The organism is Luteolibacter sp. LG18, assembly GCF_036322585.1.
In the GTDB taxonomy this organism is placed as follows: Bacteria; Verrucomicrobiota; Verrucomicrobiia; order Verrucomicrobiales; family Akkermansiaceae; genus Luteolibacter.
Genome location: NZ_AP024600.1, coordinates 1,211,259 through 1,226,818 on the forward strand (window position 1 = coordinate 1,211,259; position 15,560 = coordinate 1,226,818).

At 64.9% G+C, this 15,560-nt stretch carries 12 protein-coding genes; 2 read left to right on the forward strand and 10 right to left on the reverse strand.

Features of this window, described 5'->3' with window-relative positions; all coding sequences use genetic code 11:
* Positions 1-3: 3 nt before the first annotated feature.
* On the reverse strand, positions 4-645 hold the full coding sequence (gene nth / locus llg_RS05125; RefSeq protein ID WP_338288479.1) for an endonuclease III: 642 nt from the start codon (positions 643-645) through the stop codon (positions 4-6).
* A 113-nt stretch (positions 646-758) separates the two neighbouring features.
* On the opposite strand from nth, the gene llg_RS05130 reads away from it, so the two are divergent.
* Positions 759-1,523 (forward strand): hypothetical protein, encoded by a 765-nt coding sequence (locus llg_RS05130; RefSeq protein WP_338288481.1) that lies wholly within the window; start codon positions 759-761, stop codon positions 1,521-1,523.
* A gap of 9 nt (positions 1,524-1,532) precedes the next feature.
* Here the strand turns inward: llg_RS05130 and llg_RS05135 are convergent, their stop codons facing one another.
* Positions 1,533-2,243, reverse strand: a complete 711-nt coding sequence (locus tag llg_RS05135; RefSeq protein WP_338288482.1) for a YebC/PmpR family DNA-binding transcriptional regulator — start codon at positions 2,241-2,243, stop codon at positions 1,533-1,535.
* 278 nt (positions 2,244-2,521) lie between these two features.
* On the opposite strand from llg_RS05135, the gene rlmN reads away from it, so the two are divergent.
* Entirely contained in the window at positions 2,522-3,589 is a 1,068-nt protein-coding gene (gene rlmN / locus llg_RS05140) for a 23S rRNA (adenine(2503)-C(2))-methyltransferase RlmN (protein ID WP_345789216.1), read from the forward strand.
* A gap of 205 nt (positions 3,590-3,794) precedes the next feature.
* Here the strand turns inward: rlmN and llg_RS05145 are convergent, their stop codons facing one another.
* The 8 genes from llg_RS05145 to llg_RS05180 all read right to left on the reverse strand — a co-directional run bounded on the left by llg_RS05145 (position 3,795) and on the right by llg_RS05180 (position 15,516).
* Positions 3,795-4,022 (reverse strand): CDGSH iron-sulfur domain-containing protein, encoded by a 228-nt coding sequence (locus llg_RS05145; RefSeq protein ID WP_338288484.1) that lies wholly within the window; start codon positions 4,020-4,022, stop codon positions 3,795-3,797.
* Positions 4,023-4,054: 32 nt separating this feature from the next.
* Positions 4,055-4,300: a hypothetical protein gene (locus tag llg_RS05150; RefSeq protein WP_338288485.1), complete on the reverse strand. Its 246-nt coding sequence runs from the start codon at positions 4,298-4,300 to the stop codon at positions 4,055-4,057.
* A gap of 89 nt (positions 4,301-4,389) precedes the next feature.
* On the reverse strand, positions 4,390-5,823 hold the full coding sequence (locus llg_RS05155) for a family 10 glycosylhydrolase (protein WP_338288486.1): 1,434 nt from the start codon (positions 5,821-5,823) through the stop codon (positions 4,390-4,392).
* A 279-nt stretch (positions 5,824-6,102) separates the two neighbouring features.
* On the reverse strand, positions 6,103-9,018 hold the full coding sequence (locus tag llg_RS05160; RefSeq protein ID WP_338288487.1) for a DUF2339 domain-containing protein: 2,916 nt from the start codon (positions 9,016-9,018) through the stop codon (positions 6,103-6,105).
* 99 nt (positions 9,019-9,117) lie between these two features.
* Entirely contained in the window at positions 9,118-10,656 is a 1,539-nt protein-coding gene (locus llg_RS05165) for a hypothetical protein (protein ID WP_338288488.1), read from the reverse strand.
* A gap of 80 nt (positions 10,657-10,736) precedes the next feature.
* Positions 10,737-12,287, reverse strand: coding sequence for a hypothetical protein (locus llg_RS05170; protein ID WP_338288489.1), 1,551 nt, complete (start codon positions 12,285-12,287; stop codon positions 10,737-10,739).
* A 64-nt stretch (positions 12,288-12,351) separates the two neighbouring features.
* Positions 12,352-12,927, reverse strand: coding sequence for a hypothetical protein (locus tag llg_RS05175; protein ID WP_338288490.1), 576 nt, complete (start codon positions 12,925-12,927; stop codon positions 12,352-12,354).
* 504 nt (positions 12,928-13,431) lie between these two features.
* Positions 13,432-15,516: a M3 family metallopeptidase gene (locus llg_RS05180; RefSeq protein WP_338288491.1), complete on the reverse strand. Its 2,085-nt coding sequence runs from the start codon at positions 15,514-15,516 to the stop codon at positions 13,432-13,434.
* Between the last annotated feature and the right edge of the window lie 44 nt (positions 15,517-15,560).

The following is a 15,560-nucleotide window of genomic DNA, read 5'->3' on the forward strand; positions in this document are numbered from 1 at the left end:
GGGCTACGGTTTCACCGGAGTCTTCCGTTCGAACAATTCGCGGCACAGCGGGCACTTCGTGCCATCGCAACCGCGGGCGGTGCAGTACTCTCGGCCGTAGAAAATGATCTGGAGATGGAGGCGGTTCCAGCGGGCCTTGGGGAAAAGCTTCTTCAGGTCGCGCTCGGTCTCCACCACGTTGCGCCCGGAACTGAGTTTCCACCGTTTCGCCAGCCGGTGGATGTGGGTGTCCACCGGGAAGGCGGGCACGCCGAAGGCCTGGGCCATCACCACCGAGGCGGTCTTGTGGCCCACCCCAGGCAGCGCTTCCAAGGCATCGAAATCCGCGGGCACCTCGCCGCCATGCTCTTCCACCAGAATCCGGGACAGCCGCGAGATCGCGGAGGCCTTCTGCGGCGACAGCCCGCATGGCCGGATGATTGAGCGGATCTCCTCCTCCGGCACCTCCATCATCGCCTCCGGCGTGTTCGCACGGGCGAACAGGGCCGGCGTGATCTGGTTCACCCGCACGTCCGTGCACTGGGCGGAAAGCAGCACCGCGATCAGCAACGTGAACGCGTCGGTGTGGTCGAGCGGGATCGGGGTCTCCGGATACAGCTCGTCCAAGCGGCGGGACACGTGGGCGACACGCTCCGATTTCGTCATGGCTGAAGCATTCCACGACCATGCGGACGAGGCCAAGGAAAGAGCGCCGCCCACCGCCACGTTATCGAAACTGTCATTGGCAAGCGGGTCCCGCCTGCCACCCTCCCACCCCGATGCGGAAACTGGTCTGGCTGCTGGGAATCGCCACCGTCCTCGGAGCGGCGGCATGGAAATTCGCGCCCGAGCTGCAGAAGCTCGCGCCGCAAGCCACCCTCCCCGATCCCGGCCCGAAGCCGAATGCCGCCCGCTACGCGAGCCTGTGCCAGGAACTCGCGGCCCGGCGGCAATCCCTCGCGACCCGCTGGAAAAAGACCCGCAACGCGCGCGAAAAGGAGTCCATCGAGAACGAAGCCCGTACCGCCCTCGAATCCCAGCTTCCCGCGATGATGCGCTGCTGGCTGGGCACGCCGTGGGATTTCAACGGCACCGCCACCGAGCCCGGCGGCGGGAAGATCGCCTGCGGCTACTTCGTGGCCACCCTCCTGCGCGACGCGGGCTTCCGGGTGGACCGCGCCCGCCTCGCCCAGCAGGCGTCCGAGAACATCATGCGCAGTTTCCTGGACGCCAAAGCCTGCCACCGCACCGCGGGACAGCCGTACGACGCCTTCGCCGCCGCCGTTCACGCCGCCGAGCCCGGTATTTCGATCGTGGGGCTGGATTCCCACGTCGGCTTCCTCGTGAACACGGCCGACGATTTCCACATGATCCACTCGTCCGGCTCACAGCCGTGGTGCGTGGTCGACGAACCCAGCGCCGAGGCCGGGGTGCTGAAGCGCTCGAACTACCGCGTGACCGGCCACCTCACGGCCGATCGCGGCGTGCTCCGCAAGTGGCTGTCCGGGGACACGATTCCGGTCCGCGTCCCCGGCAATACTTGATCGGTCCGATCAGGCGATGTTGGTGAACACCACCTGCACGTCGTCGTCGTCCTCAACCTTGTCGAGAATCACCTGCACCTCGTCCATCTGGGCCTCGGTGAGTTCCACCGGGGTGGTCGGAATGCGCTCGAGACCCGCCTTCTTGGTGGCGATGCCGAGCGCTTCGACGCCCTGGGTGAGGGCGGAAAATTCGGTGTAGGGGGCGATGGCGCGGGCGAGGCCGTCCTCAACATTGAGCTCTTCCAGGCCGCTGTCGATCAGGGCGAACTCGATTTCTTCGAGGTTCATGTCCGGCGTCACCTCGAACTCCACCACCGCCTTGCGGTTGAACATGAAATCGAGCTGACCGCTCTGGACGATCTGGCCGCCGTTCTTGTTGAAGATGGTCTTCAGGTTCACCACCGAGCGGTTGGTGTTGTCGGTGGCGCACTCGATGTAGAACAGGCTGCCGTGCGGGCCCTTGCCCTCGTAGTAAACCTCCACGATGTCCGCGGCGTCATTGCCGGCGGCACGCTTGATGGCGGCGTCGATCTTGTCCTTCGGCAGGTTCTGGGCCTTGGCGTTGGCGATGGCCATGCGCAGCGGGGCGTTGCCCGCCGGGTCCGGCCCGCCGTTCTTCGCGGCCATGGTGATGGCTTTGGAAAGCTTCGGGAACACCCGGGACATCGTGTCCCAGCGTGCTTCCTTGGCGCGGCGTCGGCATTCAAAGGCTCTTCCCATGGTCGTGAACGGTGGTTCGCCGCCCATTCAACCCGTCCCACGGCGGAGGGCAAGGCGGGAACGGTACTTCAGATTTTTGAACCACGGATGAAGAGGATATTCACGGATGACAGGGATTCGGGGTTCCACCCGGCTCCACACTCTTCCCATCCGTGTCCATCCTCTTCATCCGTGGTTGAAATCCCTGCCTTTCCGAGCTTTCGCGATTCGCCATTTACCATTCACCCGTTAAGACTTACGGAAGCGCCGTGACCGATCTGAAGCCCGCCCTGACTGGAATGACCCCGGAGACCCTCGCCGAATGGCTGAAGGGCGAGGGCGAACCCGCGTTCCGGGCCGGGCAGATCCTCAATTGGATCTGGAAGAAGAAGGTCTCGTCGATTGACGAAATGACCAACCTCTCCGCGGCCCTGCGAGCGAAGCTGGCGGAGCATTTCCGCCTCCACGCGCTGGAGCACACCCACACCCAGGGCAGCCACGACACCACCCGCAAGTTCCTCTTCCGCCTCCACGACCACCGCTACGTGGAAAGCGTGCTCATTCCGGCGAACCCCGCGCTCTACGGCGAGAAATCGGACCGCCGCACGCTCTGCGTGTCCTCCCAGGTCGGTTGCGCCTACGGCTGCAAGTTCTGCGCCTCCGGTCTGGCCGGGTTCACCCGCCACCTCCAGCCCGCCGAGATCGCCGGGCAGGTGCTGGCCGCCGAGATGCTCAGCGGCGAGCGCGTGGACAACCTCGTCTTCATGGGCATGGGCGAGCCGCTGGCGAACCTCGACAACCTGCTCACCGCGATCTCGATCATCACCTCGGAGTGGGGCCTCCATCTCGGAGCCCGCCACCTGACGATCTCCACCTCCGGCCTGGTCCCGCAGATCCAGAAACTGGCCGATCACCCCCAGCAGATCCGCCTCGCGATCTCGCTCCACGGCGCGACCGACGAGGTCCGCGGCCAGATCATGCCGGTGAACAAGAAGTGGGGCACGGACGAGCTCTTCGGCGCGCTCGACTACTGGAACTCGAAGAAGAAGCAACACCTCACGCTTGAGTACATCCTGATCGACAACGTGAACGACTCGCTCGAGCAGGCCCGCATCCTCGCCGGCCATGCCCGCCGCCTGAACGCGAAGGTGAACCTCATCCCCTACAACACCGTGGAGGGCCTCGACTGGGTCCGCCCCAGCGAAACCCGCTGCAAGGCGTTCCGGGACATCCTCAAGAACGCAGGGGTTTCCGCCACCCTGCGCCTCGAAAAGGGCCACGACATCGACGCCGCCTGCGGCCAGCTCCGCCTCAAGCAGGAGACCGAGGAAGGCATCATCGCCGCCCCGGCGAAGCGGTCGCTCTGAAGGAGTTGAGCCTTTAGGCGAGGAATGTCTTCCGGGGGGCGGAGGATCTGGAGATTTTAGCCGCAAAAAGGCGCAAAAATCGCAAAAGGGAAGAGTTGGAGCCCGTGGAACGGGTTCCGCTACAGCCCGTCTTCTCTTCCTGAAAACTGAACACTGCCAACTCGCAAACTTTCAGGCCTCCGCCTCCCCGGAAGACCTTCCTCGCCTAAAGGCTCGACTCCCCCCCCACGCACCGCAACGCGCGCCCAGTCTGCGGGCACTTGCACCATCGCACGGTGGTCCTTTGGCCCACCTCGAACTTCACCGGCTGCATGCCGGTGCCCTTGTGGGAGCCATCGCAAAACGGCGGGAAGCTGGAGCGCCCGCAGGCGCACCACCAATGGACGCCCGCCTCGACTTCCAGTTCGAACGGCTTCGCAGGTTCCTCGGCCATCGCTTTGACGCTGCCAGGATCCCGGGAACCAATCAATGCGGGAACACGCCGGGCTCCTGAGAAGGAGTATCCAGATGCGCCACCGGGGCCTCACGGGTCTCCTCTAGGGAGATCAAGGAGCCTTCATGGACGGCCGGAGCCACCCGCTGGGCGGACACCGGAACCGAACCCTTGCCCAGCGCCGGATAGTCCTTCGGAGAGACATCGCGGACGTAAGTGATTGTCAGCCAGGTCGCGAACAGGGCGCCCGATGCACAGACAAATGCAGTTGCTTTCATTCAGGAGGTAAGGAGCAGCGGTGGCCGCCGGGGACCCGCGGGTTATAAACGAGTTGCGGGGCTTTGCAAAGGAAAATCCCCCGGCCCGGTCAGCTTCCGTGGCGACCCAGCACCTTCGGCGCGCTGGCCGACCCGAAGCGGTCGATGGCCGTCACCGCCACCGCGTCCGCCGCCGGAATGGTGATGCCATTCCCCGATGCGGGCGCGACCTTCACCATTTTCCACTGGCTGCCGTAGCGAGCCTGGATGGCCACCTTGGCGGTGTTCGCATCCGAGATCACCCAGCGGACGAAGGTGCCGCCGCCATTGGTCTGGGCGCTCACGCCGGGCGAAGCCGGGGCGCGGCTGCTGACCCACGGCATCGGCGGCACGGCCGCAGGCTGGGTGTAGGTGCTGGCGAGCTGGGTGGCGATGCCGCCGCGGTTGGTGACCAGGCTCTTCGCGCTCCACTGGATGTTGCCCACGTAGTTGCGGCCGATCGAGCGGCTGAGCTGGATCTGGTTGATGATTTCGGAGGCCGGGCGGCCCGGGTCCTCGGAGCTGTTGATGCGGGCGGTGGCGATGCCCGGCCACACCGGGCGGCTGCCCTGCTGGCGCCACCAGGAGAGGAGGGTCGAGAAACTCTGCTTCGCCGGGGCATTCCGCCAGTAGAGCTGCGGGGCGAGGTAGTCGACCCAACCGTTGGCCAGCCACTTCCGCGAATCGCAGGCGAGGTTTTCGTAACCGTCCAGACCGGCCTCGATGCCCGCCGGGACGCCGGGGCGCCAGATGCCGAAGGGGCTGATGCCGACCCGCACCCACGGCTTCTGCTGTTTGACCGCCGAGTAGAGGTTGCTCACGAAGCCGTCGACGTAGGCGCGGCGCTCGGCCGGGGTCTTGCCGTCCTTGAAGACCATGCCGCCGGACGGATAGGGGTAGAAGTAATCGTCCATGTGCACGCCATCGATATCGTAGCGTTTCACCACGTCCAGGATCACGCCGGTGGCGCGGGAGCGGGTTTCCGGCAGCGCCGGGTCGCACCATTTCATCGAGCCGTAGGGCTTCACCATCCGCGGGTTCGCGCAGGTCACGTGGCTGCTGCAGCAGGTGATCGAGCTGCTGGAAATGGCGCGGAAGGGATTGAACCACGCGTGGACCTCGATCCCGCGGGCGTGGGCCTCGCGGACACAGAAGGCCAGCGGATCGTAGCCGGGCGAGCTGCCCATGGTGCCGGTGAGCCACGGGCTCCAGGGCTCGATGGACGACTGGTAGACCGCGTCGCAGTGCGGGCGGACTTGGAAGACCACGGCGTTCATATTGAGCGCCGCCATCTTGTCGAGGATGCCGCGCAGTTCCGCCTGCTGCTGGGCCGCGCCCAGGCCCTTCGAGCTGGGCCAGTCGAGATTGTAGATGCAGGCCACCCACGCGCCGCGGAACTCACGGGTGATCGCCGGCGGCCGGTCCGCGATCGGCGCAAAGGCCTGCGAAAAGGCCGGGAGCGTGGAGAGCAGCCCGAGGACCGGGAGAAGCAGACGGCGCATCATGGCCCGCATCATGGCCCCGAATCCGGTAACCGGCAAGCCACAGAGTCTAACAGTCAGGTTTTCTTAAGGAGTTGCGCCTTTAGGCGAGGAAGGTCTTCCCGGGGGCGGAGGATCTGGAGATTTTAGCCGCAAAGAGGCGCAAAAATCGCAAAAGGAAGAGCCGGAGATCGTGGAATAGGCCCCGCGAAAGCCCGGCTTCTCTTCCTGAAAACTGAACCCTGAAAACGAGCAAACTTTCAGGCCTCCGCCTCCCTCTAAAAACCCTCCTCGCCTAAAGGCTCAACTCCCGCCCTCCTTCGGAGCCTCCTCGTCCAGCAGCCGCTTCATCATCGGCGCGAAGCGGTGATAGAACAGGCCCAGCACCACCAGCGCCAGGCCGAGCGCGACGAACGAGACCACCCGCATGAAGGTGGTGAAGTCCCACACGTCCGCGAGAAACAGTTTGCACAACGCCAAGCCCAGCAGGATGAAGCCGGTCTTGCGGGAGGTCACGCGGTCCAGCAGCAGGCCGAGCGACACCAGCCCGAAGCCGCTGATGGTCCACAGCACCACCACCGACCTCCAGCCGTATTCGTCCACCACGATACGAGTGCTCCAGACGGTGAAAAGCCCGCAGGCCAGCCACGGCAGCGTCTTGTCCACGAAGCCCTTCAACATCCCCGCGGGCTTCACCTTCGGCGTCACCAGCGCGATCCCCGCCACCAGGAGCACCAGCACCACGCCTTCGAACAGGTAGCCGTGGAACCGCGATTGCCACCCGAAGAGCAGCACGTGTGCATAGGCCACCAGCGAGGCGAAGGTCCATCCCCAGGCATCGACGGGCGCGATCTGCTTCCGCCACCACGCCAGCGCGAAAGCCGCCGCCGCGGACAGGGCCATCAGGTCGATGAAGCCGCGCGGCACGGCGTAGAGCAAAGCCGCCGCCCACGCGACGAAGAGCGTGCCGCGCGCGATCACCACCTGTGGGAGAGTCGTGGCTTGGTCACGACGCCAGCTTGAGAGCAGCGCCATCCCCGCCGCCGCCACCGCGGGCGTGAACGACATCGCCTTCGATACGCCTTCCTGGTGGGTGAGGATGGCGTGCCAGACGATGAGCAGCGCGCCGATGTTCAGGAACGGCGCGGTGAACTCGAGACGCAGCATTTTCAGGAACCGGGCCAGCGCCACGAACGCCACCGCAGCCACCGCCAGCGGCGCCACCTGCCAGGCCACCACCGGTTGCAGCAGGTTCAGCAGCTTGTAGAACACCAGCGGCACCAGCAGCGATTGGAGCCACCCAAAGGCCTGCGGTGATTCCGCGGGATCGCTGGTGAACCACAGGTCGGTTTCCGGCACGGGCTTCGGGCGATGCCACAGCAGGCACGCCGCGAAGGTGGCCGCGAGCGCGCAACCGAATCCGGCGATGCTTCCATCGAGCCGTGCGTAAGCGATCGCCGCGACGGAGAAGAACCCGGACGCCCACGCCACCTCCGGCAGCCAGCGGCGGCGGTCCACCAGCAGCGAGAGTGCGACAAACCCCGCCGACAGCCCGCAGACCACCGGCAGCTTCAGCACATCATCGAGACGCGCCACCCAGCCGCACTGGAGAATGGCCAGCGCCGCATAGAACAACGCCGCGGAGGCCGACCGCAGTTCAGTGGAAGTCGTCCCCTCCGCGGGGCGATCCACATTGAAGCGCACGATCAACGCCGAGCCCGCGACCAGCACCGCCGCAAGCACACCGCTCCACATCGGCCCCGCCGGATTCTCGATCTCCTTGAGGAACAGCTCGAACAAGGCCGCTCCCAGACCCGCCGCCAGGCAGAACGCCAGTTCCGGGGTCTTCCGGAAACGGTGGAACGCGATCGCAAGGGCCAGCGACTCACCCGCCAACGCCAGCGCGAGGTGGTAGCCATCGAACTTCAACACCACCGCCAGGCTCAGCGCGGCGAGTCCCTGCACCAGGTTCGACGCCGCCGCGGTGTCCTCGCGCTTGCGGCCGAGCGCGCCCATGATCACCAGCACCGCACCGAACACCGCCGGCACTTTCCAGAAGCCCACCGGTCCGTAGCGCGACAGCCAGACCAGGGTGAAGGTCAGGAAGAACAGCCCGTTGTTCGCCGCGGTGAAGAACGCGCGGCCACGGTCGCCCAGCGACTCGCGGAAACGACCGAGCATACCTGGGATGGCGAAAATCGCCCAGCTTCCCGGCAGAAACCACAGGGTCGCCCGTGCGTCGCCCTGACCCGCGCCCGCCGCACCGAGGAGCTGCCAGCCGCCAAAGGCCGCGTAGGTGCCCACCAGCGAGGCAATGCCGGGACCACTCCAGCCCGGCCGCAGCATCAGTGCGATACCCATCGCGGCCAGGAACAGGTTTGAAAGCGACGACAGCCAGTCGAGCGGCTGGATCATGGTAGCGTAGGACGCCAGCACGATCCCCATCACCGCCGTGGCCCGCGATTGCCGGAGCCATGACACCGCTCCGATCAAGCCCGCGGCCCCGAGCAGCAGCACCGCCGCCAGCACCGGGTTCTCGATCACCCGCACGCGCGCCACGTGATGCGCCGCGTAGGTGCAGTAGTAGAAAAACGCCAGTCCACCGGCCACCAACACCTCGCCGTAGCGCTGGTAGCCCTCCTTCCGCGACAGCCTCCAACCGGTGCCGCCGATCACGAAGGACCAGGTGTACATGATCGCCAGCCGCACGCCCGGCGGCAGACGGTGGATCCAGTTGTGGTAGGCCCAGTTCGCGCCGAGCACGAGGCCGGTGAGCAGCAGCACGATCCCGATCCGCACCAGCCACACCTTGCCGAGCTGCTGTTCGAATGCCTCGGCCTTCGGCATCGGTGGAGGCACCGGCAGACGCGGGTCCGGCATCACCTTCGTCTCGATCTTCGGCTGCGGAACCGCGGCCGAAAGGGCCGGGGAAGGAGCCGAAGGCGGAAGCGGCGGTGGCGTGGACATGGCGACCACATGCATCTCCGCCTCGTGCTTCGCCTCCTGCAGATGCTTCAGAAGCGGCGGCTCCGGTTCCACCACCGGCATCGGCGGCGGCGTTTCCTCCGGCAGCTCGAGCCCCACCTGCTGCTCCAGCACGTCGAGATCGGCCTTCAGTTTGACGATCGATTCCCAGTGCTTCGTCTCCACGTTCTCCAGCCGTTTCCGGAGCCGGTCAATCGCGGCGGCAAGCTCGGCCTGGCGGAGGGGATCATTCATGGGTCAAAAAACGGAAGGACGTTCAGGAAGGATCTAACATGAGCCGGCGGGCTTTATCCAATCGATTGTGGCGAGCGGTTCATCGTGGAAATCGATGGATCACCGGGTGTCTTCACTGCCCAGCGCCCGCACCACTTCGGCACGCAGCAACAGCCCCGTTCTCTTCCCACCCGCCTCGGAAACCTGCCACTCCAGGTCACGGCCCACTGCCAACGTGACATTGGCCGAAGCCTCGACGACCGCTCCCGCCATTGCCGCGGGCAATAGGCATTCGTGGTGGAGATCGACGAGCGAATCACTATCTCCGATTGTCGGTTCGACAATCCACCGCAGCAGGTTCCCGCCCTTCCCCGCGCAATCCACCACGGCTCTCCGGCCTGATCGACCGGTGACGCTCATTTCTTTCACCGCCGCCGGAGTTGCCCCTTGCTCCACCATCCGCAGGCCCACCCGAACGTTTCTAGGAGGATACGTGCACCCTGGCTCGACCAACATGTCGATCTGGTCCAACAGAGGCAAAGCCCCCTGTTCCACCACGGCCAAGTGCAACTCGTTCCGCATCGGATCGTAGCAAGCCCAATCCCGCTCCCCCAAAACGATTCCGCAATTCTTTAGCAGCGGTTTCACATCCAGCAGCTTGCCGCCGATCCCCCCCAGCAAGGAAGCGGGCACCTTGATCTCCTTCAGGCCCGATAGGGCATCGGCAGCGGAAGGATCCGCAGTCAGCCCCTTGATGGCTTCAACCGGCAACCAGTAGGTTTTCTTCGTCAGCTTCGTGCCGGCGATCTCCACTTCGAGCGCGGGTTTGAGGTAGGCATCGTCTACCCCCGGCACCAAGGCTTCCGCCTTCCCCGCACGCTCCACCCAACGGGCCTCCCGCAACAAGGTGCCATCCGCTAGCACCCGGTGCGCCTCACCGCAGATCCTCCAGGTCTCTCCCGAGGGCGACACCACCTGGAAAAAGAGCAGTGACTTGGAACTCGCATCCGCGATGCTGACCCCGGAATCGACTGACCACGACAGATCGCCGTCCTGGCACCGCTCGGCCCATTCCAGCTTGAAGGGCAGGTCGATCGTGTCCGGGGAGTCCGCGAACTCCGGCTGCCCGCTGAACTTCACCGAGGCAATGCCCGGAGCCGGGAGTACATCCGTCGCTTTCCAGCTCCCGGCCAGCTCTCTCCCGGATCGCCCCCGGCATTCCACGCGCCGCACCGGCTTGTCCGCCGGGTCATTCCCGCGGAACCACTCGAATGAAAGGGTCGCCATCTTCGGCTGTCTCTCGAAGCGGGAAAACCGCTCCACCGTGCCGAGCAATGACAAATCCCCATGGGCAATGAGCAGGTGCCGGGTTTCATTCCAGATCACCCAGGATCCCGCCGACATCTTCGACACGCGCTGGAACGCCGGGCCCAGGTCGAACAACCGATCGCCCTTGGCCGCAAACACCGTGAGCGAGGGTGGCTCCGGGATCTCCTTCGCCACGACTGCCCCGGGTTCCGGCACCACAACGAACGGAGCAGGACTGAACGGATCGCTGGGTCCCTCGGTAGGCCCACCGGGGGCCGTCAATTCCGCCACCGGCGAGACCGCGAAATGCCAGGCCGCGGTCGCCTCATCCGCCCGAACGGAGGAAGCCACAACCAGAACCAAGGCCAGTCCTATCCGATACATGATCCGCTTGTCGCAAATACATGAACCATTCGCAAGAACCTGGAAGCCTATCGTTCCCTCTCGATCACCACGGGATCGACATCCACCTTCATCGACAGGGTGATCTTCCGCTCACCGGTTTCGGCCGTGCCGAAGGGGGTCTCACGTCCCTTGACGACGGTGAGCTTCCCTTTGGCAGCCAATCCCGGCAAGGTCGGGAAACCGTCGAGATCCAGTTCGTGGCGGAGTTCGAGGATTTGCCCGTTCTCCTTCAATTCCGGCTCAACCTCGAAGGACAGCATGAGGTTTTCATTTTGATCCTCACAGGTGAGAACTTGCTTTTGCCCGCTGCGGACCAACAGCCTCGCTCCGGCCACAACCGGGCCATTCGCCTCCCCACCCGCCACTCCACGGAACGTGGCCGTCAGATTGAGAGGCGGTGGCAGGTTGCACATGGGCATGAGCAGATCCTCCACATGCCTCAGGCTCTCCGCATCCTTGGACGCCACCACCAGACGCCTCAACCGCGGATCGAATGCAGCATAATCGCCATCCGCCAACGGCAGACCCAGTTTGACCAGCGGCGGTTTGAGATCCCACATGGTCACCGGCGCGAATTCCCTCAACCCGTCTGGAATCACTGCGTCCTGGCAAGCCGCCGGTCGTGGCACATCGATCCCACCCCGTTCGGCGGCGTCAAAGGGGTTCTGCGGCTCCTCCGGCACGTCGTATCCAGCCGTTTTGAAGATCCCTCTCGCCTCATCCGCTCCGAGATCGAGCTCCGCCACGGTGAGCAGGGAGCCTTGGACGGTGACAGTCCCCAAACGATGAACCAGATGATCCGGCGTACGCTGCCTCACGAACTCTGCCTTGCCCGCGACTTCTCTCAAACAGGACGTCTCTGCAGGCGAGCCATCCAAAAGCAAGTCACGCGCCTTGACCGTCACGGTCCAGGACTCGCCGGTCGGGGACACCACCTGGGAAATCACCCGCTCCCTGTCCCTCGATGTCTCGGTCAGGAAACTACTCATGAAGCGCCATTTCAGCGGGCCGCCTTCCCGCGCTTCCTTCCAATCCACGGCCAAGCGGATATCCGCCGCCAAGCGATCATCCGTCAGGATTGGCTCCGCTTCCACATCGATCTCGCCCAAGGTCCCCGCTCCGGATACCTCCCACCGGGTGTCGGATTTGAAACCCGGCCGGTCGATGACTTCCGAGCGGTAAACAGGCTTGGCTCCGGCAGGCAAAGGGTCACCCGGGGCAATTCCACGATACCATGCGAGCGAAATGCCGGCCAAATGGGGCTCTTGGAGAAACGGCCTCAAGTCCGCGCGATCGAGCGTGTAGCGGTTGCCGCGGGCGATCAACAGGCGGCGTGTCGAGTTCCAGACCAACCAAGCGCCTTGCCCAAACGTCTCTTCCGCGCGCAGCGCCTTGCTGAGATCCACCAGCCCGTCGCCCTTCGAAGAGAACACGGAAGGAACAGGGGTCTCCGGGATCTCCACGCCTTCCTGAAGCGCTTCAGGTGGTGCGGCCAGCCGCCATGCCTGGGTCACGTCCTCCGCACGAGCGGCGACGATACAGGCGGTAAGACACAAAACGGGCCATGCGCTCAGCATGACTCGCTTTTGGCGAGTCCGGTGGAGAAGTCAACCGCCCTGACAACGCCGAAGGAAGTCCGGATCACAAATCATCGTCGCTCACGCCTTCACCGAACTCGATCCGCGTAATCGGCCGGCCTTCTCTCAAGCAGCGGGCATCGTCGACAGCGTTGCGCAGCCAGCGGCAATCGCGGAGGTATTCCACCGGCACCGGTGCGACCAGCGCATCGATCACCGAGGGACGGTTCCGATCATCCAACATGATGTTCCGCTCATGCAGATCCGTGACCAGCCAACCTTCCCCGTTCAGCCAGAGAACGCCGACGGTCCGGGAACAGGTGGTGGTTTCCGGGAGCAGGCCGTACATCATGCCGAGCGCCTTGTGCTGGTTTTGTTTCAGCAATCTGGAGCCCGCCGTTTGGTCCGGGATTTCCTTCGCCAGTGGTTGTTTGACGACGAGGTAATTCCCATCCGTCGACAGCCCGGCGATTTCAGTCGGCAGTCCACCGGCCTGGTTCAAAAGGGCGAGTTTCGCCAGGGTGGTCATCAGGTCCGCGTTCCGCAGCTCGACATCGAACCGGCCCTCGCCTCTGGAGACGAGGGTCGCGGCCTTGCCCAGGCTGCCGTCGATCCTCAGATCGAACAATTTGTAGACCACCCCGAAGGCATCATCGCGGAAGGGCGAGGCCTCGGCGCCGGGCCTGAGAGGAATGAGGATCCGCGAGGAGATGAGACTGTCCTCATCGTGGAAAATGCCCAGTTGCTCCAGGTCGATCAGAGGGACCCGGTGCCGTCGGCAGAGCGTTTCGAAGGCCTCTTGCCAATCATCAAGTGAAACCGCTCCGCGGGATGGAGCTTGCTCAAATGCCTGGCGGATTCCTTTCGTTCGCTCTCGGTTAAGGGCAACGCAAGCTGGTCGCTGCTGGTCGTGGGGCCAACCTCCGAGGATGGCGGTGGGGATTCCGAGCCGCGGATCGTCGTGTTTCCAAACGAACCCCTGTTCTGCCGGGAATGTTCCATTCAAAGGAGGGTGGGTTGGAGGTGTGGGAGCCGGGGGGCCAGCTTCCCATCCCGGGTGAACCAGCCGCCGGAAGGGTAGCCGCTCATCCCACCCCTTTCAAGGGAGGATGAACGGCGGCTTCAAAATCCGGGCAATGGCCGGTCACGCGATCCCGGCGCGGACGAGCAGCGGCTCGAGTTCGGGATCGCGGCCCATGAAGCGGCGGTAGAGTTCGTCCACCGGAGCGGAGTTGCCCTTGCTGAGGATGTGCTCGCGGAAGGAATAGCCGGTCTCGGGATTGAGCACGCCTTCCTTCTTGAAGCGGGTGAAGGCGTCCGCATCCAGCACCTCGGCCCACTTGTAGGAGTAGTAACCCGCGGCATAGCCGGTGGGGCTGCTGAAGAGGTGGTTGAAGCGGCGCGCCATCGACGGCGTGTCGGTCTTCAGCGGCGTGCGGTAGTCGGCGAGGATCTCGCGGTCCACCGCGTCGAGGTCGCGGCCGCGGTAGTGGTCGAAGTGGATGTGCAGATCGAGGTCGAGCTTGCCGAAGGCGAGCTGGCGCATGAAGGCGGTGGCGCTCATGTAGTTCTCCGCGGCCTTCATCTTGGCGAAGAGTTCATCCGGGATCGGCTCGCCGGTTTCGAAGTGGCGGGCGAAGAGATCGAGCGACTCGCGGTCCCAGCAGAAGTTCTCCATGATCTGCGAGGGCAGCTCGACGAAGTCCCACGGCACGTTGGTGCCGGCGAGCGACTTCACCGGCACATCGCTGAGCAGGCCGTGGAGCAGGTGGCCGAACTCGTGGAAGACGGTCTCGACCTCGCCATGGGTGAGCAGGGCGGGCTTGCCACCGACCGGCGGCGACATGTTGCCGGTGATCAGGCCGAGGTGGGGCTCGTCCGGGCCGCCGGTGTGGAGGCAGTTCATCCACGCGCCGCCGCGCTTCGGCTCGCGCGGGTGCCAATCGGCATAGAACGAGCCGAGATGGCGGCCGGTCTTCGAATCGTGGATCTCGTAGAAGGTGACCTCGGGGTGCCAGACCTCGATGACGTCCGCAGGCGCATCGGCTGGGCGCTGGCCGCGCTCGTAGTAGACCACCTCGCGCTGGCGGATGGTGATGCCGAAGAGGCGGGACGAGAGCTCGAACATGCCGGCCATCACGCCCTCGACGGGGAAGTAGGGGCGCAGCGCCTCGTCATCGAGATCGTAGTTCTCCTTGCGCTGGCGCTCGGCCCAGTAGCCGGTTTCCCACGGCTGGAGGTCGTCGGCGGGGGCCTGGTTGGCGGCGGCCTTGTAGGAACGGAGCTGCTTGTAGTCCGCCAGGAAGCCGGGCTTCACACGGGCGTGGAGGTCCTCGGTGAAACGCAGCGCGGTCTTGCCGTCCTTCGCCATGCGGCGCAGCAGCGTGAGATCGGCGAAGTCGTCGTGGCCGAGGATGGCGGCCTTCTCGTGGCGGAGTTCGAGGATCTTCCAGACCAGCCCGGTGTTGTCGAAATCGCCGGTGGCCCCGACCTTGCTGGACGCCTCCCAGACCTGGTGGCGGATGCCATCGTCATGCAGATACTGCATCACCGGCCCCATCGAGGGATACTGGAGGGTGAAGCGCCACGCGGGCTTGTCCTCGGTGGCCACGCCCTTCGCCTTGGCGTTGGCGAGCGCCGCGGCCTTCGAGGAATCCGGGAGGCCGGCGAGCTTCGATTCATCGTCGATCACCAGCTCCCAGGCATTGGTCGAATCGAGGACGTGCTCGGTGTATTCCTGGGTGATCTTGGAAAGCTCCGCCTCCAGCTCGGCGATGCGGGCTTTCTTGTCGGCCGGGAGGTCGGCGCCGGACTGGACGAAATCGTTCATCGTCTCCTCCACGAAACGGCGGCGCACCGGATCGAGCTGCTCGACGGCGGCGCTGCGGCCGAAGGTTTTCAGCACGGTCCAGAGCGCGTCATCGAGCGGGATCGAGGCGTAAAAATCGGACACCTCCGGCAGCATCGCGTTGAGGGCGGCGCGCTGTTCCGGGCCATCGTTGACGGAATCGAGGTGGTTGAGCAGGCCCCAGCCGCGGCTGAGCGGTTCGGTGGCCTTTTCGAGCGCGGCGAAGGTGTTCTCGTAGGTCAGCGCGGCAAGGTCGGCGGCGCGGATGGCATCGAGGCGGTCCTTGGCCTGCGCGAGCGCGTGGCGGATGTCCGGCTCGACGGCTTCGGGGACGAGGGTGGACCAGCGGACGTGGAAGGATTCGTCGAGGAACGGATGCATGACGTGGTTCTTTTGATGGGAAAGGCGGGAAAGTGAAGCCGGGA